The organism is Intrasporangium flavum, assembly GCF_001956915.1.
GTDB lineage: Bacteria > Actinomycetota > Actinomycetes > Actinomycetales > Dermatophilaceae > Monashia > Monashia flava.
This window is the reverse complement of record NZ_MLJO01000011.1, coordinates 96,328-116,392: the sequence shown is the minus strand read 5'-3', so window position 1 is coordinate 116,392 and position 20,065 is coordinate 96,328. Positions and strand designations below refer to the sequence as shown.

Below are 20,065 nucleotides of genomic sequence, written 5' to 3'. Positions count from 1 at the left end.
GAGGGCGCTCAGGCGTAGAAGGCCGGCTTGGCGACCATCTCGACCGTGACGACGCCGTCGTCGGTCAGCGCCTTGACGCCCGCGTCGCAGACGCACGCTGCCGCGTAGCCGTCCCACGACGTCGAGCCGGTGTGCTCGCCGGCCGCGACCGCGTTGATCCACTCTTGCACCTCGGTGACGAACGCACCCCAGAACCGGTCGTTGTGGTCGCGGGTGATCGCGTTGCGGTGTCCCGAGGCGTCGCGCACCTCGACGGCGTTCTGGTCGGCCAGGGTCACGGTGCCCTTCTCGGCGACGGCCTCGCAGCGGATGTCGTAGCCGAACTGGCAGTTGACGAAGATCTCGTCGTCGACGCGCACCCCCGACTCGGTCTCGAGGACGAGGACGAGCGGGTCCTGGAGGTGCTCGAAGCGCAGCGAGGTCTTCTTCGGCTTGTCGACGCGGGCCGAGACGAACTCCTCGCCGAGCAGCCAGCGCATCGTGTCGATCTCGTGGATCGCCGTGTCGTTGATCGCCATGTCCCACGTGTAGTGCGCCGGCACGGTCGGGTTGCGGTGCGCACAGTGCACCATGAGCGTCTCCCCGAGCTCGCCGGAGTCGAGCAGGTCCTTCATCTGGCGGTAGCTGCGGTCGAAGCGGCGCATGAACCCGACGGTCACGAGGCGTCGGCCGCCGGCCTGCTCGGCCTCCATGATGCGCAGGGCTGCGTCGGCGGTCGGCGTCAGCGGCTTCTCGCAGAACACCGGCTTGCCGGCGGCGATCGCCGCGAGCACGTCGACCTCGTGGGCCGGGCCGTAGCTGCAGATCATCACGGCGTCGACCTCGTCGGCGGCGATGAGCTCGGCCGACGACGCGTACGCCGTGCCGCCGATCCGGTCGGCGACCTCCTTGGCGCGGACCTCGTCGACGTCGCTGACGGCGACGACGCGGCCGCCGGCGATGACGGTGTGGATGCGGTCGATGTGGGCCTGGCCCATGCCCCCGGGGCCGATCATCCCGATGCGGACGGTCATGTCATGACTCCTTCGTCACTTGAGGCCGAGGCCGACGGAGGCGAGGTACTCGCGCGTCTGGATGGCGTTGGGCAGCGGGTAGGACGGGTCGCACGGGTACATGTCCTGCTCGCACACGACGTAGAGCTCCTTGTCGAGGTCGGCGAGGGCCTCGATGAGCGAGGGCATGTCGGGGGCACCGGCCGGCGGGCGCACCGAGCAGCCCTTGGCGACGGCCAGGCCGAAGGGCCAGTCCTCGTCGTGGGCCTGCTTGACGAGGCCCTCGTCCATCGCCTTGATGTGGACGTAGGAGATGCGCTCGGGGTACGTGCGGCACAGCTCCATCGGGTCGCCGCCGCCGTAGACGATGTGCCCGGTGTCGAGGCAGAAGCCGACGTACTCGGGGTCGGTGGCCTGGAAGATGCGATCGATGTCGGCCGGTGTCTCGATGTGGCTGTCGCCGTGCGGGTGCAGCACCATCTGGAGGCCGTAGTCCTCCTTCATGATCCGACCGAGCCTGTCCGCGTTGGCGATGTAGGTGTTCCACGCCTCGGTCGACAGCACCCGGTCGTCGGTGTAGTCCCACGTCTTCTCGTCGCGGAACATCGGGGGCAGGTGCACGACGTACTCCGCGCCGACGGCGGCGTGCGTCTCGGCGATCTCGCGGAACGTCTTCTCGGTGTCGGCCCACGCCTCCGGCTTGTGGAGGATGCCCCAGCCGGTGCCGGCGACGACGCGGAAGCCGCGCTTGTCCATCTCCTCCTGGAGCCGCTTCGGGTCCTTGGGGAAGTAGCCGAAGGGACCGGTCTCCATCACCGAGAACCCGGCCTCGGCCATCTCGTCGAGCGCTGTCTCCCAATGGATCTGCTTGTCGTCCTCGGGGAACCAGACGCCCCACTGGTCGGGGCACACGCCGATCGTCAGCTTGCTGTAACGCTCGTCGGTGTTGCGGGCCTTGGACTCGGCCATGGTGCTTCCTCTCGCTTCCTCGGGTTGCGGCTGCGTCGCCGTCGGGTCACCCGGTGGTCTGGTGGTGGGCGGTGAGCCGCCCGGCTGCGACGGCGCGCGCTGCCGCCGCCGCCTCGAAGTGGAGCCCGGCGTGGGCGATGCGCGGCTCGTCGTACCGCAGCTCGCGGCCGTCGTGCGCCCGCAGCGTGAACCCGCCCGGCTGGTAGAACGGCCCGTCGATGCTCAGCGTCGCGGCCGAGCCGACGACGGTCGCGGTCGTCGGGGTGTCGCCGAGGATCGTCGCGAACAGCGAGGCGACCCCACCCGACGCCGACCGCGCCGACACGGCGATCTGCCCCTCGACGCCGTCCGGGCTCACCGACGCCGGGGCGGGGGTCACGACCTCGGCGGCCTCCACGAGGTCGCCGAGCACCCACCGGGCGAACCACAGCGGGTAGGTGAGCAGGTCGTACCGGGGGCCGCCGAAGAGGTCGGCGCGCATGATGCGGTGCTCGGGCCCGAAGTGCTCACCGAGGTCGGCCTGGACGGAGTGGACGGTACCGAGCACGCCGTCGTCGAGCAGCTGCCGGACGACGTCGAACTTCGGCAGGTACGCCGACCACAGCGCCTCCATGAGGAACAGCCCGCGGGCCGAGGCCAGGGCCTCGAGCTGGTCGACCTCGCTGCGCGACAGGCCCATCGGCTTCTCGACGACGGTCGCCTTGCCGGCCCCGAGCGCGAGCCGCGCGTGCGGCAGGTGCAGGTGGTGCGGCGTCGCGACGTAGACGACGTCGACGTCCGGGTCGTCGACGAGCGCCTCGTAGGAGCCGTACGTCGCCGGACGCTCGAGCCGCCCGGACGCGTCGGCGTTGCGGGCCACGAAGGCGTCGGCGAACGCGTCGGCACCCTCGCGCGTCCGCGAGCCGACGGCGAGCACGCGCTGGCGCGTGTGGCGGGCCAGCGCGTCGCAGAAGCGCTGCGCGATCCAGCCCGTCCCGAGGACGCCCCACCGCAGCGGCGGGGCGTCCATCGGGTCGGGGGTGCGCGGCGCGGGCAGCGCCGTGGGGAACGTCATCGGTCCGGTCTTTCCTCTCGAAAGGCCCTGCGGCTCAGTCGTTCTGCGGGAAGCCGAGGTTGAGGCCGCCGTGGCTCGGGTCGAGCCAGCGCGACGTCACGACCTTGCCGCGGGTGAAGAAGTGGACGCCCTCGATGCCGTGGGCGTGGGTGTCGCCGAACAGCGAGCTCTTCCAACCGCCGAAGGAGTAGTACGACACCGGCACCGGGATCGGCACGTTGACGCCGACCATGCCGACCTCGACGTTGCGCTGGAACTTCCGCGCTGCGCCTCCGTCGTTGGTGAAGATCGCCGTGCCGTTGCCGTAGGGGTTGGCGTTGATGAGCTCGAGGCCCTCGTCGTAGGAGTGCACGCGCACGACCGAGAGCACCGGGCCGAAGATCTCCTCGTCGTACACCGACATGCCGGGCTTGACGTTGTCGAAGAGCGTCGGAGCCAGGAAGTAGCCGTCGCCGTCGGAGTCGAAGTCGCTCTCGCGGCCGTCGACGACGAGCGTCGCCCCGTCGGCCACGCCGGAGTCGAGGTACCCGGCGACCTTGTCGCGGTGCTGCTTCGTGACGAGCGGGCCCATGTCGCAGCCGCGCGTTCCGTCGCCGGTGACGAGCTTGCCCATGCGGTCCTTGATCTTGCTGATCAGCTCGTCCGCGATCGGCTCGACGGCAACGAGGGCGCTGATGGCCATGCACCGCTCGCCCGCCGAGCCGAACCCGGCGTTGACGGCGGCGTCGGCGGCGAGGTCGAGGTCGGCGTCGGGCAGCACGAGCATGTGGTTCTTCGCGCCGCCCAGGGCCTGCACGCGCTTGCCGTGCGCCGTGCCGGTCTCGTAGACGTACTTCGCGATCGGCGTCGAGCCGACGAACGAGACCGACTTGACGTCGGGGTGGGTCAGCAGCGCGTCGACGGCCTCCTTGTCGCCGTTGACGACCTGCATGACGCCGTCGGGCAGTCCGGCCTCCTTCCACAGCGCTGCGACGGCGAGGGCCGCCGACGGGTCCTTCTCCGACGGCTTGAGGATGACGGCGTTGCCGCACGCGATGGCGATCGGGATGAACCACAGCGGCACCATGGCCGGGAAGTTGAACGGCGAGATGACGGCGACGACGCCGACGGCCTGGCGGATCGAGTAGACGTCGACGTTCGTCGAGGCGTTCTCGCTGAAGCCGCCCTTGAGCAGGTGCGGGATGCCGCAGGCGAACTCGGCGACCTCGAGGCCGCGCGTCACCTCACCGACGGCGTCGGACAGGACCTTGCCGTGCTCGGCCGTGATGAGGGCCCCGATCTCCTCCTTGCGGGCGTTGAGCAGCTCGCGGAAGGCGAAGAGCACCTGGGCGCGCTTGGCCAGCGACGCGTCGGCCCACTCCTCCCAGGCGGCCCTGGCGCTCTTGACGGCCTCGTCGACGAGGGCCGCGGACGCGAGGTCGAGGACGCCGGTCTGCTCGCCGGTGGCGGGGTTGAAGACGGGCGACGTGCGCTCGGCGGTGCCGGCCCACGGCCGACCGTCGATGAGGTGGGTGATGCGGGAGGGGGTGCTCATGGTGCTTGTCCTTCGGTGGAACGGGCTGCGCGGCAGCGGAACTCAGATGGTCGAGGGTTCGGCTCAGCGGCCGTAGGGGGACTCGAGGGTGGGCGGCGTAGACCACTTGTCGAGGTAGGAGCGGATCGTGTCGCGCATGTACTGGCTCGACTCGCGGGCACGGTCCTCCCAGGCGAAGACGCAGGAGGTGACGATGCCGTCGAAGCCGATGCGCTCGAGGCCGCGGAAGAACTGCTCGAAGTCGACCTCGCCTTGGCCGATGTCGAGGTGCTGGTGCACGGTGACCTGCGAGCCGGGCGGGTTGACGATGTAGCGCAGCCCGGACGACGCGGTGTGGTCATAGGCGTCGGCGACGTGGACCATCGTCAGCCGCTCTCCGGCCCGGTCCATGATCCCGTCGCAGTCGTTGCCCTGGTGGAAGGTGTGCGGCGCGCAGTAGAGGAAGCTGACGAACGGGCTGTTGATGCCGCGGACGATGTCGACGGCGCGCTTGCCGTCCTCCTCCCAGTCGTCGGGGTGCGGCTCGAGGACGAGGCGGATGCCCGCCCTCTCGAACTCGGGCAGCAGCTCCTCCATCGAGCGCCAGAACATCCGCTCGCACGTCGCCGCCTGGCGCGGGTTGCCGTTGAGCTCGGAGTTCATCGTGTCGACGCCGAGGAGCGAGGCGATCCGGATCGCGCGCTTCCAGTAGCGCACCGCGGCCTGCCGGTCCTCCTCGTCGGGGCCGGACCACCTGAACAGCGGCAGCACCGACGAGACGCCGACCCCGGCGGAGCGCAGGGCCGTGCGGAACTCGGCCACGCCGGCGTCGTCGACGCGGGGGTGGTTGAAGAACGGGATGAAGTCGTCACGCGGCGACAGCTCGATCCACTCGTACCCGAGATCGGCCACGAGAGAGGGCAGCTCGAGCAGCGGCGTCGTGCGGAACATGTACGGGTCGAGGGCGAGCTTCATGACGCGGACTCCGGTGTCGTGGTGGAGCTGGTGGGGGTGACGAGTGGGCGCTGGGTGGCCTTGCGCTCCTCGTACTCGCGGAAGGCCTGCTGCGTGCTGGCGAGGTCGCTGACCTGCGAGACCGGGACGTCCCACCACGCGTCGCTGTCGGGGGCGTACACGGTCGGGTCGGTCTCCACGTGGATGACGACGGGGCCACCGTCGGACGGCCAGGCCTTGGCCTCCTTGATCGCCTGGTGCAGCTCGTCGCGCGAGTGCACCTCGATGACGTGGGCGCCGAGCGACCGGGCGTTGGCGGCGAGGTCGACGGGCAGGACGTCGCCGTCGAGACGACCGGACGAGGCGCCGCGGTAGCGGTACTTCGTGCCGAAGCGCTGCGAGCCGAGCGACTCCGACAGCGACCCGATGGAGTGGAAGCCGTGGTTCTGCACGAGGACGACGACGACCTTGACCCGCTCCTGTACGGCCGTGACGAGCTCGGTCGGCATCATGAGGTACCCGCCGTCACCGACCATCGCGAACACGTCGCGCGACTCGTCGGCGAGGCGGATGCCGATCGAGGCCGGCACCTCGTAGCCCATGCAGGAGTAGCCGTACTCGACGTGGTAGGCCTTGCGGTCGCGGACCCGCCACAGCTTGTGGATGTCTCCGGGCATCGAGCCGGCCGCGCAGAGCACGACGTCGCGCGGGTCGGTCAGCTCGTTGACGGCGCCGAGCACCTCGCCCTGGGTCAGCAGGCCCGTGGCGAGCCGGTCGGTGACCTCGGCGGGCGGGTTGAAGGCCGCCTCGACCGACGCGTCCCACGCACTCCACAGCTCGGCCTGGCGCGAGCGGTATGCGTCGTCGACCGACCAGCCCTCGAGCGCCGTGGTCAGGGCGGTCAGCGCCTCGCGGGCGTCGGCCACCACCGACAGGCCCGAGTGCTTGCCCGCGTCGAACCTGGCGACGTTGACGTTGACGAAGCGGACCCCGCTGTCCTGGAACGCGGTTCGGGACGCCGTGGTGAAGTCGCTCCACCGCGTGCCGATGCCGATGACGACGTCGGCCTCGGCGGCCAGCGCGTTGGCGGCCGTCGTGCCGGTCGACCCTACGGCGCCCATCTCCTGCGGGTGCCCGTGCGGCAGCGAGCCCTTGCCGGCCTGCGACTCCCCGACGGGGATGCCGGTGGCCTCGCAGAACGCCTGGAGCGCCGACTCGGCGCCCGAGTAGTGCACGCCGCCGCCGGCCACGACGAGCGGACGCTTCGCCGAGCGGATGACCGCTGCGGCGTCGGCGACGTCGACGGCCTCCGGCAGCGGCCGGGCCACCCGCCACACCCTCGGCGCGAAGAGCCCGACGGGCCAGTCGTGCGCCTCGGCCTGCACGTCCTGCGGCAGGGCGATCGTCACGGCACCGGTCTCGACCGGGTCGGTGAGCACCCGCATGGCGCCGAGCAGCGCCGCCGGCAGCTGCTCCGGCCGGCTCACCCGGTCGAAGAACTTCGACAGCGGGCGGAACGCGTCGTTGACCGTGATGTCGGCGGCGTGGGGCAGCTCCAGCTCCTGGAGCACCGGCGCACTGACCCGCGTCGCGAACGTGCCGGACGGCAGGAGCAGCACGGGGATCCGGTTGATCGTCGCGAGCGCCGCCCCCGTCAGCATGTTCGTGGAGCCGGGCCCGACCGACGCGGTGCACGCCCACGTCTGCAGGCGGTCCTTCTGCCGGGCGTAGGCCACCGACGTGTGCACCATCGCCTGCTCGTTGCGGGCCAGGACGTACGGCAGGTGCTCGTCACCGTCCGCCAGCTCGTTCTGCAGCAGCGCCTGCCCCAGCCCGGCGACGTTGCCGTGGCCGAAGATGCCGAAGCAGCCGGCGAAGAGCTTCTGCCGCTCGCCGTCGCGCTCGCTCCACTGGTTCGCGAGGAATCGCACGAGGGCCTGCGCCACCGTGAGGCGCACCGTCGCACCGGCGGGCTGCTGGGCGTCACGCGTCATCGGGTGCCTCCAAGCGGGAGTCGGGGGTCGACCTGCTGGGTCGACCACGTGTCACGGACCCAGCCGTGTGCCGGGTCGTCGCAGATGAGCCAGGCCCGCTCCGTGCCGGGGCCGGCCATGACGTTGAGGTAGTAGAGGTCGTAGCCGGGCGGGGCCATCGCCGGCCCGTGCCAGCCGTGCGGCACGAGCACGACGTCGCCGCTGCGCACCTCGGCGAGCACGTCGATCGGCCGCTCGCTGGTGCCGTAGACCCGTTGGTAGCCGACGGGATCCGCGCCGTCGGCGGAGGCGGCGCCACCCTCGTGCTGCACCTCGAAGTAGTAAATCTCCTCGAGCTGCGTCTCGACGCCGGGGCGCTCCTCGTCGTGCTTGTGCGGCGGGTAGGAGCTCCAGTTGCCGGCGGGCGTCACCACCTCGCAGGCGATGATCGAGTCGGCGTCGAGGACGCCCGGCGTGCCGAAGTTGCGCACCTCGCGGCTCGCCACCCCGGCGCCGCGCAGCTCGACGGGCACGTCTGCGGCGGCCACGTGGCGGAACGGCGGCGTGTGCCGCTCCGCCGCGCGGGCGCCGCAGACCGCGACCCGCACCGGGCCCTCGTGCGCCGTCACCGTCAGGGCGGTGTCGCGCGCCGCGTACGCGACGTCGGTGGCGCCCGCGAAGACCGACGCGCGTCCGGCGAGCACGACGTCGCCGACGACGCCGTCGGAGGCGTCCCCGGCCACCGCGACGACCGCGACCGAGCCGGACAGCGGCACGACGACGTGCTCCCACTCCTCGGCGTGCACGGTGCGCGACTCCCCCGCCTCGAGGGAGACGACGCGCAGGCTCGTGCGCGCCCAGCCGTCGATGCCGTCGTCGATGACGACGTCCCACCCGTCGGCCGAGGCCGATCCGAGCGGACGCGTCCAGCGCGCGGTGTCGCTCACGCCAGGCCTCCGTCGGTGTCGTGACCGGCCCCGTGCACGAGCTCGGCCGCGATGTCGACGGCCGCCGCGACGTCGCCGTCCGGCGGGTAGAGCAGGGCACGTCCGACGACGAGGCCGCGCACCGCGGGCAGGTCGAGCGCCCGGCCCCACGAGGCGTAGGTGTCGTGGGGGTCGCCCTGCGGGTCGCCGCCGAGGAGCAGCGTCGGCAGCGTCGTGGCGTCCATGACGCGGTCGAGCTCGTCGACGACGGGCAGCTTGAGCCACGTGTAGGCGCTCGAGGCGCCGAGGCCCTGGGCGATGTGGATCGACTTGATCGTCGAGTCGGGGTCGAGCTGGTTGACGACGCGGCCGCCCTCGCGGGTGGACAGGAACGGCTCGACCATCGCCATGAGGCGGCGCTGCGCGAGCGCGGTGACGGCGTCGGCGCTGGCCTCGAGGGTCGCCACCGTGCCGGGGTCCTCGAGGCAGATGCGGGTCAGCATCTTGCCGCCGTCGAGCCCGCGATCGTCGATCTCGGCCGCCGAGTAGGCGGTGAACCGGTCGTCGAGCTCGAAGCTCGAGCCCTGCAGGCCGCCGCGGTTCATCGACCCGATGGCGAGCTTGTCGTCGAGTGCACCGAGCAGCAGGAGGTCGTCGAGCACGTCGGGCGTGCCGAGGACGCCGTCGACGCCGGGCCGCGAGAGCGCGGTCGCGAGGCGCTCGAGCAGGTCGCTGCGGCTCGCCATCGCCGCACCGGCACCGCGGACGCCGAGGGCGCCCCGGGCCGGGTGGTCGGCGGCCACCACGAGAAGGCGGCCGTCGTCACCGACGAGCGGGCGGCGTCGACGCGCGGCCCAGCCGTCGGCGATGGCCTGCGGCTCGCGGACGCGGATCTCGGTGAGGTCGGCGACCGACACCCGTCCCGCGGGCCGCTGCGTCGGTGGGGTCGTGGTGGTCATCGTGCCTCCTCGGCGACAGGTGGGGCGACGGGGGCGGAGGTGAGGGACGAGGTGAGCCGCTCGTCGACCTCCGCGGTCGTGGGCATGGCGGTGGAGCACTCGAGCCTGCTCGCGACGATGGCGCCGGCGACGTTCGCGAACTCGAGGATGCGCCGCAGGTCCCACCCCGACAGCAGCCCGTGGCACAGGGCGCCGCCGAACGCGTCGCCGGCGCCGAGGCCGTTGACGACGTCGACAGGGAACGGCGGCACCTCGACGCGCTCGTCGCGCGTGGCCGCGAGGACGCCCTTGGGCCCCTGCTTGACGACCGCCAGCTCGACGCCCCGCTCCAGGAGGGCGTCGGCCGCACGCTGCGGCTCGGTCTCGCCGACCGCGACCTCGCACTCCTCGCGGTTGCCGACGGCGACGGTGACGTGCTCGAGCGCAGCGCCGACCTGGGCGCTCGCCTCGGCGGCACCGGCCCAGAACATCGGCCGGTAGTCGAGGTCGAGGACGGTGTGCCGGGCCCGGCCGCGGGCAGCCCACGCGGCGAAGTGCGCCGAGCGGCTCGGCTCCTGGCTCAGCCCCGTGACGGTCGACCAGTAGAGGCGGGCCGTGCGAATGGCGTCGAAGGGCAGCTCGTCGGCCTCGATCATGAGGTCGGGCGCGATCGGGTACCGGTAGAAGTAGAGCGGGAAGTCGTCCGGCGGGAACACCTCGCAGAAGGTCACCGGCGTCGGCGGCCCCTCGACGGCGGTGACGAACCGGTCGTCGACGCCGAAGTCGCGCAGCGCCTCGTGCACGTACCGGCCGAACGCGTCCTGGCCGACGCGGGTCAGCAGGGCGACGCGTCGGCCGTGCCGCGCGGCGGCGACGGAGACGTTCGTGGCGCTGCCCCCGAGGAACTTCTCGAAGGTGCGGACCTTCTCCAGGCCCACGCCGTGCTGCAGGGGGTAGATGTCGACGCCGGTGCGACCGATGGCGACGACGTCGTAGGGCTCGGTGTTCACGGGCGGGCTCACGGGCGTGCTCACAGCGTCTCGACCTCCTCGAGGCGCACGAGGCGCCCCTCGTGGCGCGACAGCTCGCAGGCCTCGGCGACGCGGAACGCGGCGAGGGCGTCGTCGACGGTGCACGGCGACGGGCGCACGCCCCGGGCGACGGCGGCGAAGGCGGTCAGCTCGGCCCGGTAGGCGGGCAGGAAGCGCTCCATGAAGGACCAGTGACGCGGCCCGCTCGGGTAGGTCGCGCCGGGCTCGGCGGACGTGACGGCGAGCGAGTCGTCGTAGCCGACGCCGACCGTGCCCTCGCTGCCGAGAACCTCCATGCGCACATCGTGGCCCCCGCCGTTGTACCGGGTGGCCGTCACCGACACCAGCGTGTCGTCGTCGAGGGTGAGGATCGCGGCCGCAGTGTCGACGTCGCCTGCCTCGCTGAAGAAGTCGGCGCCCTTGTTCGCGCCGGTGGCGTACACCGAGACGACCTCGCGACCGGTGACGAACCGGATGATGTCGAAGTCGTGGATCGAGCAGTCGCGGAACAGGCCGCCGCTCGTCGGGATGTAGGCCGCGTGCGGCGGGGCCTGGTCGTGGGTCATCGCGCGGACCGAGTGGAGGAAGCCGAGCTCGCCGGAGGCGACGGCCTCCTGGGCCCGCTGGTAGCCGGCGTCGAAGCGGCGCTGGAAGCCCACGTGGACCGGCACGTCCGAGCCGCGCACGAGCTTGGCCAGCTCCATCGTCTCGGCGAGGGTCGAGGCCACCGGCTTCTCGCAGAAGGTCGGCACGCCCGCCTCGAGGCCGAGGCGCAGCAGGGGCGCGTGCCCCGGCGTGGCCGTCGCGATGACGAAGCCGTCGACGCCGTCGGCGAGCAGCTGCTCGGGGGTGGGCGAGAAGCCGAGCCCGAGGCGGTCGGCGACCGCGCGGGCCGCGTCCGGCAGGGCGTCGGTGACGACGACCTCGTCGACGTCGCGCAGGTCGCGCAGCGTCTCTGCGTGGAAGGCCCCGATCCGACCGACGCCGGCAAGTCCGATTCGCACAACACACTCCCTTGGGTGGTACCGCTCGTTCGGCTCCGATCGTCCTCGTCGCCGTCGCGCCATGTCAAGCAAATGTTAGAACATTCTGATGTTTGGTCAATTGCTTGACATGCCTTGCAGACCTGTTGCATCCTCCCAATTGCTGGCACCGACGCCGGGGTCGACGGACATCCCCGACAACGACGGCGGAGCCGGGCATGCGGCAGGCCACCACGGTGACCCGCAACGGTCGAGGCGACACCACGCCGCCCTCCACGTCCGACCCGGACGCACACAGCCAGATCTGAATAGGCACCGGCGGGACGCGGCACAGCCCCCCGCCCGACGAGCAGCAGCCAGGACGCACGAGCCCGTCAGGGGATCTCGTGCACCACGGGCCGGACCGAGGGGACCGGCCTCCCCGCCTGCACCCGTCACCCTCACGTCGCGCCGAGTCAGGCGACCGGAGCCCGCGACACGACGAAAGGAATCAACGATGATCCCGTCCCGGACTCGAAAGAGTTTGACCACCGCCGTCGGCATCGCCGCAGCCGCGTCCCTGGCCCTCGCCGCCTGCAGCAGCGGCGGAGCCCCCAGCACCACGTCGACCGGTGGGGGCGGGGGTGGCGGCAACAGCGGCTACACCTTCGCGATGATCACCCACGAGACGCCGGGCGACACCTTCTGGGACCGCATCAAGGCCGGCGCGCAGCAGGCCGCGAAGGACACCGGGTCCACCCTGAAGTACTCCTCCGACCCGGACGCCACCAAGCAGGCCGTCCTCATCCAGAACGCCATCGACTCCAAGGTCGATGGCATCGCCACGACCCTGGTCACGCCGGACGCGCTCATCCCGACGATCAAGAAGGCGACCGCGGCCGGCATCCCCGTCGACACCTTCAACTCGGGCATCGACTACTTCCAGCAGGCCGGGGCGCTGACGCACTTCGCCTCCAACGAGAAGCTCGGCGGGCAGCAGGCCGGCAAGAAGGCCGCCGCCGCCGGCGCCACGAAGATCCTCTGCACCATCCAGCAGACCGGCTCGGTGGCCCTCGAGGACCGCTGCGCCGGCGTCAAGGACTCCTTCCCGAACACCGAGAACCTGCAGGTCAACGGCGCCGACGACGCCGCGGTCACCACGGCCATCCAGGCCAAGCTGACCGAGGACAAGACGATCAACTGGGTCATCACGCTCGGTGCACCGCAGGCCCTCGACACCATCAAGGCCGCCCAGGGCGCCGGCGTCACCGTCAAGATCGGGACGTTCGACACCAACCCCGACGCGGCCCAGGCCGTCCAGGACGGCAAGATCGAGTGGTTCATCGACCAGCAGCCGTACCTGCAGGGCTACATGGCCATCACGCAGCTCTACCTCTACAAGAAGAACGGCAACATCCTCGGTGGCGGCCAGGCCGTGCTGACCGGTCCGTCCTTCGTCGACAAGACGAACATCGGCCAGGTCCTCCCGTTCATCAAGCAGAACACTCGATAACCGCCTCCAGGGGGCCGGGCGCGTCCCGTCCGACTCGAGTCGGACTCGCGTCAGGCCAGGCAGCCCGGCCCCCGCCGAACAGCACTGGAGCTGTCATGAGTAGCACCCCCGTCAAGACGGACCCTTCACCCTCGGCACCGGCCGAGGCGTCCAACCGGGTCACCCTCGGCTGGTCCAACCGCCTGCTGGCCCGTCCCGAGATCGGCGCCCTCGTCGCGGCGGTCGTCATCTTCATCTTCTTCCTCATCGTGGCGCCGGCCTTCCGCACACCGGCCTCGTTCTTCACCGTCCTCTACCAGTCCTCGACGATCGGCATCGTCGCCGTCGCGGTCGGGATGCTGATGATCGGCGGCGAGTTCGACCTGTCGGCCGGCGTCGTGGTCACCACCGCCGGGCTCTTCAACGCGATGTTCTGCTACCAGCTCGGCATCAACCTCTGGGTCGGCGCGATCCTCTCGCTCGTGCTCTGCCTGGCGATCGGGTTCCTCAACGGCTACCTCGTCATGCGGACCGGGATCCCGAGCTTCCTCATCACGCTCGGCACGTTCTTCGTGCTGCAGGGCGCCAACCTCGGCGTGACCAAGCTCGTCACCGGGTCGGTCTCGAGCCCGAACATCAACCAGATGGCCGGGTACAGCTCGCTCAACTGGATCTTCGCCAACGAGTGGCAGATCGGCTCGGTGACGCTGTCGATCACCGTCATCTGGTGGTTCCTCTTCGTCGCTCTGTCCGCGTACGTCCTGCAGCGCACCCGGATCGGCAACTGGATCTACGCGGTCGGCGGCAACGCCGCCTCGGCTCGCGCGGTCGGCGTGCCGGTCACCCGGGTCAAGATCGGCCTCTTCATGACCGTGTCCTTCCTCGGCTGGTTCGCCGGCATGCACTACCTCTACAACTTCAACACCCTGCAGGCCGGCAACGGCGTGGGCAACGAGTTCCTCTACATCATCGCCGCGGTCGTCGGCGGCACGCTGCTGACCGGCGGCTACGGCAACGCGATCGGCGTGGCCATCGGCGCCTTCATCTTCGGCATGACGAGCCTCTGCATCGTGTACGCCGGCTGGGACCCGAACTGGTTCAAGGCCTTCCTCGGCGTCATGCTCCTGCTCGCCGTCATGGTCAACCTCTACGTCAAGCGACTCTCGACCGCCCGGAAGGTGGGTTGACATGACCGACACCCTGCACGACCACGCCGACCCGGAGCTGCACAAGGGCGAGCCGCTCGTCGAGATGATCGACATCGGCAAGACCTACGGCGCGATCCGCGCGCTCAAGGGCATCAACCTGACCGTCAACGCCGGCGAGGTCACCTGCGTCCTGGGCGACAACGGCGCCGGCAAGTCGACGCTGATCAAGATCATCTCCGGCCTGCACCCGCACAACGAGGGCACGATGAAGGTCGACGGCAAGGAGGTCAGCTTCACCAGCCCGCGCGACTCCCTCGCCCACGGCATCGCCACCGTCTACCAGGACCTCGCGGTCGTCGGCCTCATGGAGGTCTGGCGCAACTTCTTCCTCGGCGCCGAGCTCACCAGCTCCTCGCTCCCGCTGGCACCGCTCAGGGCCAAGGAGATGCGGGAGATCGCCGACCAGGAGCTGCGCAAGATGGGGATCGTCGTCAAGGACATCAACCAGCCCATCGGCACGCTCTCCGGTGGCCAGCGCCAGTGCGTGGCCATCGCCCGTGCCGTGTACTTCGGCGCCCGCGTCCTCATCCTCGACGAGCCGACGGCGGCCCTCGGCGTCAAGCAGTCCGGCGTCGTGCTCAAGTACACGGCGGCCGCGCGCGACGCCGGCCTCGGCGTCGTGTTCATCACCCACAACCCGCACCACGCGCACCTCGTCGGCAACCACTTCGTCATCCTCAAGCTCGGACAGGCGGTGCTCGACAAGAAGCGCTCGGAGGTGACGCTCGACGAGCTGACGCGTCAGATGGCCGGTGGCGACGAGCTGACCGAGCTGTCGCACGAGCTGCAGCGCTGAGCCGGGAGGAGAGCACCATGACTGTCGCAGTGGCACACCAGGTGCGGTCCTCCAGCGACCTCGTGCTCCAGGAGGCGGCCCGCCAGGCCGGCTACCGGGGCACGGGACTCGTCGTCGTCCACGTCGTCGACGCGCTCGACAACGACGTCGCCGAGGCGACGCGGGCCGGCATCTCCGACGCCGTCGAGAGCGCCCTCGCCTCGGCGGGCGTCGGCCCGCTGGACGTCCGCGTCCACCTCGTCGCGGGCGGCCACGACATCGGAGACGTGTCCGAGGCGATCCTCGGCGCGACGCGCGAGCTGCGCCCCGACCTGCTCGTCATCGGCGCACGGCGTCGCTCGCCGATGGGCAAGGCGTTCCTCGGCAGCGTCGCGCAGAACGTCATCCTCGACGCGGAGGTGCCGGTCCTGGTCGTCAAGGCACCCCGGTGACGACGCGTCGTCCTCGGGACACGCCGAGGTGTCAGGTTGTGAGCACCTGCGAACATGCGGGAGCGCACTGGCTAGTCTGCGGCCATGGCCAAGACCGTTGACGTCCGCATCGACCGCGAGACGCCGGTTCCGCTCTACCACCAGCTGGCCCAGCAGCTGAGCGGGGCCATCTCCCGCGGCGACCTCCAGCCCGGCGACCCGTTCGAGAACGAGGTGGCGATGGCGGACCGGCTCGGGCTCTCGCGCCCGACGGTTCGCCGCGCCATCCAGGAGCTCGTGTCGCAGGGCCTGCTCCTGCGCCGCCGCGGCCTCGGCACCACCGTCGCCGGGCGCCAGATCCACCGGCGCGCCGAGCTGACGAGCCTCTACGACGACCTGCGGCGTGACGGCGGCGCCGACCCGCGCACCGAGGTCCTCAAGCACGAGGTCGTCGAGGACGCCGTCGCCGCCTCCGCCCTCGGACTGCCCGTCGACACCCCGCTGCTCCACGTCGTGCGGCTGCGCAGCAACGGCGACCGGCCGCTCGCGATCCTGCAGAACTGGCTTCCGCCGCGCTACTCCGACATCTCCCTCGAGGAGCTCGAGCGCGACGGTCTGTACGCGCTGCTCCGGGCCCGCGGCGGCAAGCCGGTCGTGGCCCACCAGCGCATCGGCGCCCGCACCCCGACCGCGTCCGAGCGGCGACACCTCGGCCTACGGCCCTCGCAGCCGGTGCTGACGATGTCGCGCACCGCCTTCGACGCGGTCGGCGACCCCGTCGAGTACGGCGACCACTGCTACCACGCCGAGGACTACAGCATCGAGGTCATGCTCGACGAGCGCTGACCAACGACGCGGTTCGAGGTGATCCGCGACTGCATACGGTCGCGGAACACCTCGAACCAGAGGGGGAGAGCCGGTCAGGCGAGGGGCTTGAGGACGTCCAGGCCGAGGAAGGGGCGCAGGGCCTCGGGCACGACGACCGAGCCGTCGGGCTGCTGGTGGTTCTCGAGGATCGCGACGAGCCAGCGCGTCGTGCCGAGCGTGCCGTTGAGCGTCGCGACGGCGCGGGTGCCCGAGCCGTTCGGGTCGCGCTCGCGGGTGTTGAGCCGGCGCGCCTGGTACGTGGTGCAGTTCGACGTCGACGTCAGCTCGCGGTACTTGCCCTGCGTGGGCACCCAGGCCTCGCAGTCGAACTTGCGCGCGGCCGGGCCGCCGAGGTCGCCGGCAGCCGTGTCGATGATCCGGTAGGGCACCTCGATCTTGGCGAGCATCTCGCGCTCCCAGCCGAGGAGGCGCTGGTGCTCGGCCTCGGCGTCCTCGGGCCGGCAGTAGCTGAACATCTCGACCTTGTGGAACTGGTGCACGCGGATGATGCCGCGGGTGTCCTTGCCGTGCGAGCCGGCCTCGCGTCGGTAGCAGGCCGACCAGCCGGCGTAGCGCTTCGGACCGTTCGCGAGGTCGATGATCTCGTCGGCGTGGTAGCCCGCGAGCGCCACCTCCGAGGTGCCGGTGAGGTACAGCTCGTCGTCCTTGAGCTTGTAGACCTCCTCGTCGTGCGCGTCGATGAAGCCGGCGCCGGCCATGATCTCGGTGCGCGCGAGCGTCGGGGTGATCATCGGCGTGAAGCCGTTGGCCGTCGCGTGTGCGATCGCCATGTTGAGCAGCGCGAGCTCGAGCTGGGCACCGACGCCGGTCAGGTAGTAGAACCGCGCGCCGCCGACCTTGGCACCGCGCTCCATGTCGATGGCGCCGAGCTTCTCGCCGAGCGCGAGGTGGTCGAGCGGCTCGAAGCCCTCGGCCGCGAAGTCGCGCGGGGTGCCGACGGTCTCGAGCACGACGTAGTCGTCCTCGCCGCCGGTGGGCACGCCGTCGACGATGACGTTGCCGACGCGTCGGAGCAGGCGGTCGAGCTCGGCGCCCGCGGCGTCGGCCTCCTCCTCGAGGCCCTTGACGCGGTCGCTCAGCGTCGCGGCGTGCGAGCGCGCCTCGTGCGCCCTCTTCTCGAGGTGCTCGGCGTCGGCGTCGCCGGCCTTCTTGGCCTTCTGGAACGCGCCCATCGCCGCACCGACCGCCTTGCTGACGGTCTTCTGCTCGGCGCGGAGGCGCTCGAAGTCGGTGAGGGAGGATCGACGGCGCTCGTCGGCGGCGAGGATCGCGTCCACGATCCCCGGGTCCTCTCCACGGGCCTGTTGCGAGGCGCGGACCCGGTCGGGTTCGTCGCGCACGAGCTTGATGTCGATCACGCGGGCCAGCCTAACGGCGCGCGCCCGTGCCGCTCGACCGAGTTCGCGCCGGCCCCGTCACCCGGGGCTGATCACGGCGTAGGCCTCGACGGCGTCGGCGGGCAGGCCGCGCACGTCGATCTGCACCGGGCCCGCCGGCAGCCCGAGGTCGACGGTGCGCTGCACCGTGCCGTCGCACGCGAACGGCCGCGAGTAGAGCGGCTCGCCGTGGCCCCACGTGCCCGGCGCGGCGTCGTAGATGGCATAGGTCGTGCCGGACGTGCCGGTGCCCGGCCGGGCCGCGGCGCAGGCGACCTCGACCGTGTAGGTCCGCCCCACCGCGACGGCCTCGCCCGGCACGTTGCGGAAGGCCTTGCCCGGGCCGCTGCGCGTCACGACGACGCGGGCCACCTCGCCGGCCCGACGCGGAGGCACCGTGATCGTCGGCGGGGGGCCGGGGTCGACGGGGGTGAAGGTCACCCCCGGCGCGACGACGGCGCCCGACGCCGGACGCGTCGCCTCGCTCAGCCCCGGATCCGCGGACGTGCAGCCGACCAGGGAGGCAACGGCGGCCGCGCCGAGGACCGCGCCCACGACGGGACGCCACCGACTGACCACCGCCCGGCCCACGCGTCGACTGTAGGACGCCGCACCCACCCACCCCAACCGTCGAGAGGCCACGAGTGGCTGCTCGCCCAACCGTCGAGAGGCCACGAGTGGCTGCCCCCGACACGTCGAGTGGCCACCTCCCCCCGCCGGAAGGTGGCCACTCGACGGTCATCAGGCCACCGAACGTGGCCTTTCGACGGTTGGGTGTCGTGCTACTTGACCTCGGAGCGGGTCAGGCGCCAGATGCCGACGGCGAGCGGCAGGACGACCCAGAGCGCGACGGACGCGCCGAGGTGCGTCCACTGCTCGCCGGTCAGCGAGCCCTGGAAGAGCGGGTTCATCGTCTGGTTCATGTCGAGCCACTCCGAGGCCGTGCGCAGCCACGAGACCATCGAACCGAGGATCGACCAGGCGGTCGGCAGCACGAAGTACACGACGATGGCGGCCGGCGTGTTCTTGAAGAGCATGCCGAAGCCGACACCCTGCGCCACGCCGAGGAGCACGTAGCCCGCAGCCCCCAGCAGGACCAGCCCGCCGATCGACCAGTCGGCGTCGATGCCGCGGAAGGTGATCGCGGCCTGGTGCGCGATGCCGGCGAGCGCGACGGCCAGCGCGAATGCGCCCACCCCGACGCCGAGGGCGGAGACGAGCTTGGCCCAGGCGACCCGGATGCGGCGCGGCTCGAGGCCGAACGTCACGAGGCCGGTGCGCTGGCTCCACTCGGAGGTGACGGCGAGGATGCCGACGACCGGCAGGATGATCGCCATCGGCATCGTCGTGGCCTGGAGGTAGTCGCCGAACGAGTGCTGGCCGCCGTTGTTGAAGAACATGATCGTCAGGGCGACCGCGATGATCGCCGCGATGCCGATGAGCAGCCAGCGGCCGGCGCGGGTGTCGAGCATCTTGCGCAGCTCGACGTGGACGAGGCGCGTGAACGGCACCCCGGTCGTGGGCCGCTCGCCGCTGATGCGGGCCGGCACGGTGGCGCGGGCCGGGAGGGCGGACTCGGTGTGCTTCGGGGACGCCTGTGCGGCAGGCGTGCTGGTCGTGCTCGTGGTCGTGGTGGTCATGCCGCCACCTCCTCTCGGGCGGCGTCGGCCGTGAGGTCGAGGAACATCTCCTCGAGACCCCGGCTGTCGCCACCGCGCAGCTCGGTCAGGACGATCTGGTGGGCGGCCGCGACGCGTCCGACCGCGAGCGGCTCGGCCTCCACCTGCAGGCCGCCGGTGGGGGTGCGGTGCGCGACGACCGACTCGGCGGCGAGCGCCGCGAGCAGGGCGTCGTCGTCGGTGGAGCGGGCGTAGGTGCCGGCGCCGGCGAGGAGGTCGTCCTTGGTGCCGTGCGCCACGATCTTGCCGTGGCCGATGACGACGATCTCGTCGGCGACGCGCTCGATCTCGTTGAGCAGGTGCGAGGACAGCAGCACGGTGCCGCCCTCGTTGGCGTAGCCGCGGAGCAGGTCGCGCATCCAGCGGATGCCGGCCGGGTCGAGGCCGTTGGCGGGCTCGTCGAGGATGAGCACCTCGGGGTCGCCGAGGAGGGCGTGGGCGATGCCGAGGCGCTGGCGCATGCCGAGCGAGTAGTTGCGCACGCGTCGGTTGGACTCCTTCTCGGTGAGCCCGACGAGCTCGATCATCTCGTCGACGCGGCCGCGGCCGACGCCCATGAGGATCGCCCCGAGCGTCAGCACCTCGCGGCCGGTGCGGCCGGCGTGCTGGGCCGAGGCGTCGAGGAGGAGGCCGACGTGGCGGCCGGGGTTGGGCAGCGCGCCGTAGGGCTTGCCGAGGACGGTGGCGCGGCCGGAGGTGGCCGGGGTGAGGCCGGACATGACGCGCATCGCCGTCGTCTTGCCGGCACCGTTCGGTCCGAGGAAGCCGGTGACGAGACCGGGCTTCACCTCGAACGAGATGTCGTCGACGGCCGTGAACGGGCCGTACCGCTTGGTGAGTCGCTCGACTGTGATCATGGGCTCCACCCTGACGTGCGGGCGGGGGCGCGCACATCGGTCATGAG

19 protein-coding genes are annotated in these 20,065 nt (G+C 71.4%); 5 read left to right on the top strand and 14 right to left on the bottom strand.

Features of this window, described 5'->3' with window-relative positions:
- Window positions 1–8: 8 nt before the first annotated feature.
- The 10 genes from BIV28_RS09625 to BIV28_RS09580 all read right to left on the bottom strand — a co-directional run bounded on the left by BIV28_RS09625 (window position 9) and on the right by BIV28_RS09580 (window position 11,354).
- Window positions 9–1,013, bottom strand: coding sequence for a Gfo/Idh/MocA family protein (locus BIV28_RS09625; RefSeq protein WP_076261329.1), 1,005 nt, complete (start codon window positions 1,011–1,013; stop codon window positions 9–11).
- 15 nt (window positions 1,014–1,028) lie between these two features.
- The gene (locus BIV28_RS09620; RefSeq protein WP_076261327.1) at window positions 1,029–1,961 is read right to left on the bottom strand and encodes a TIM barrel protein; all 933 of its coding nucleotides are present in this window, start codon (window positions 1,959–1,961) and stop codon (window positions 1,029–1,031) included.
- A gap of 46 nt (window positions 1,962–2,007) precedes the next feature.
- Window positions 2,008–3,015 (bottom strand): Gfo/Idh/MocA family protein, encoded by a 1,008-nt coding sequence (locus BIV28_RS09615; RefSeq protein ID WP_076261325.1) that lies wholly within the window; start codon window positions 3,013–3,015, stop codon window positions 2,008–2,010.
- Between the two features lie 34 nt (window positions 3,016–3,049).
- Window positions 3,050–4,549 carry a CoA-acylating methylmalonate-semialdehyde dehydrogenase gene (locus tag BIV28_RS09610; RefSeq protein WP_076261324.1) on the bottom strand — a complete coding sequence of 500 codons (1,500 nt, stop codon included), beginning with the start codon at window positions 4,547–4,549 and terminating at the stop codon, window positions 3,050–3,052.
- A gap of 63 nt (window positions 4,550–4,612) precedes the next feature.
- Complete coding sequence (locus BIV28_RS09605) at window positions 4,613–5,503, bottom strand: sugar phosphate isomerase/epimerase family protein (RefSeq protein WP_076261322.1); 891 nt, start codon at window positions 5,501–5,503, stop codon at window positions 4,613–4,615.
- Complete coding sequence (iolD, locus tag BIV28_RS09600; protein ID WP_076261321.1) at window positions 5,500–7,476, bottom strand: 3D-(3,5/4)-trihydroxycyclohexane-1,2-dione acylhydrolase (decyclizing); 1,977 nt, start codon at window positions 7,474–7,476, stop codon at window positions 5,500–5,502. Before iolD ends, BIV28_RS09605 begins: the two co-directional genes overlap by 4 nt.
- A complete protein-coding gene (gene iolB / locus BIV28_RS09595) occupies window positions 7,473–8,402 on the bottom strand; it encodes a 5-deoxy-glucuronate isomerase (RefSeq protein WP_076261319.1) in 930 nt (309 codons plus the stop codon). The genes iolD and iolB overlap by 4 nt, the downstream gene beginning before the upstream one ends.
- The gene (locus tag BIV28_RS09590) at window positions 8,399–9,340 is read right to left on the bottom strand and encodes a Cgl0159 family (beta/alpha)8-fold protein (RefSeq protein ID WP_076261318.1); all 942 of its coding nucleotides are present in this window, start codon (window positions 9,338–9,340) and stop codon (window positions 8,399–8,401) included. The genes iolB and BIV28_RS09590 overlap by 4 nt, the downstream gene beginning before the upstream one ends.
- A complete protein-coding gene (gene iolC, locus BIV28_RS09585) occupies window positions 9,337–10,353 on the bottom strand; it encodes a 5-dehydro-2-deoxygluconokinase (protein ID WP_076261316.1) in 1,017 nt (338 codons plus the stop codon). Before iolC ends, BIV28_RS09590 begins: the two co-directional genes overlap by 4 nt.
- A complete protein-coding gene (locus tag BIV28_RS09580; RefSeq protein ID WP_076261315.1) occupies window positions 10,350–11,354 on the bottom strand; it encodes a Gfo/Idh/MocA family protein in 1,005 nt (334 codons plus the stop codon). The genes iolC and BIV28_RS09580 overlap by 4 nt, the downstream gene beginning before the upstream one ends.
- 475 nt (window positions 11,355–11,829) lie before the next feature.
- On the opposite strand from BIV28_RS09580, the gene BIV28_RS09575 reads away from it, so the two are divergent.
- The 5 genes from BIV28_RS09575 to BIV28_RS09555 all read left to right on the top strand — a co-directional run bounded on the left by BIV28_RS09575 (window position 11,830) and on the right by BIV28_RS09555 (window position 16,064).
- On the top strand, window positions 11,830–12,825 hold the full coding sequence (locus tag BIV28_RS09575) for a substrate-binding domain-containing protein (RefSeq protein ID WP_076261313.1): 996 nt from the start codon (window positions 11,830–11,832) through the stop codon (window positions 12,823–12,825).
- Window positions 12,826–12,920: 95 nt separating this feature from the next.
- Window positions 12,921–13,991, top strand: coding sequence for an ABC transporter permease (locus BIV28_RS09570; RefSeq protein ID WP_076261312.1), 1,071 nt, complete (start codon window positions 12,921–12,923; stop codon window positions 13,989–13,991).
- 1 nt (window position 13,992) lies between these two features.
- On the top strand, window positions 13,993–14,808 hold the full coding sequence (locus tag BIV28_RS09565; protein WP_076261310.1) for an ATP-binding cassette domain-containing protein: 816 nt from the start codon (window positions 13,993–13,995) through the stop codon (window positions 14,806–14,808).
- A 17-nt stretch (window positions 14,809–14,825) separates the two neighbouring features.
- Window positions 14,826–15,239, top strand: a complete 414-nt coding sequence (locus tag BIV28_RS09560) for a universal stress protein (protein WP_083707200.1) — start codon at window positions 14,826–14,828, stop codon at window positions 15,237–15,239.
- A gap of 84 nt (window positions 15,240–15,323) precedes the next feature.
- The gene (locus tag BIV28_RS09555) at window positions 15,324–16,064 is read left to right on the top strand and encodes a GntR family transcriptional regulator (protein ID WP_076261307.1); all 741 of its coding nucleotides are present in this window, start codon (window positions 15,324–15,326) and stop codon (window positions 16,062–16,064) included.
- 74 nt (window positions 16,065–16,138) lie between these two features.
- Here BIV28_RS09555 and serS read toward each other — a convergent pair whose 3' ends face one another.
- From serS to BIV28_RS09535, 4 genes are all read right to left on the bottom strand, one after another.
- Window positions 16,139–17,464 (bottom strand): serine--tRNA ligase, encoded by a 1,326-nt coding sequence (gene serS / locus BIV28_RS09550; protein WP_076261306.1) that lies wholly within the window; start codon window positions 17,462–17,464, stop codon window positions 16,139–16,141.
- A gap of 57 nt (window positions 17,465–17,521) precedes the next feature.
- Entirely contained in the window at window positions 17,522–18,073 is a 552-nt protein-coding gene (locus tag BIV28_RS09545; protein ID WP_207555885.1) for a hypothetical protein, read from the bottom strand.
- Window positions 18,074–18,264: 191 nt separating this feature from the next.
- Window positions 18,265–19,122 (bottom strand): ABC transporter permease, encoded by an 858-nt coding sequence (locus tag BIV28_RS09540; RefSeq protein WP_076261303.1) that lies wholly within the window; start codon window positions 19,120–19,122, stop codon window positions 18,265–18,267.
- Complete coding sequence (locus tag BIV28_RS09535) at window positions 19,119–20,018, bottom strand: ABC transporter ATP-binding protein (RefSeq protein ID WP_076261301.1); 900 nt, start codon at window positions 20,016–20,018, stop codon at window positions 19,119–19,121. Before BIV28_RS09535 ends, BIV28_RS09540 begins: the two co-directional genes overlap by 4 nt.
- Between the last annotated feature and the right edge of the window lie 47 nt (window positions 20,019–20,065).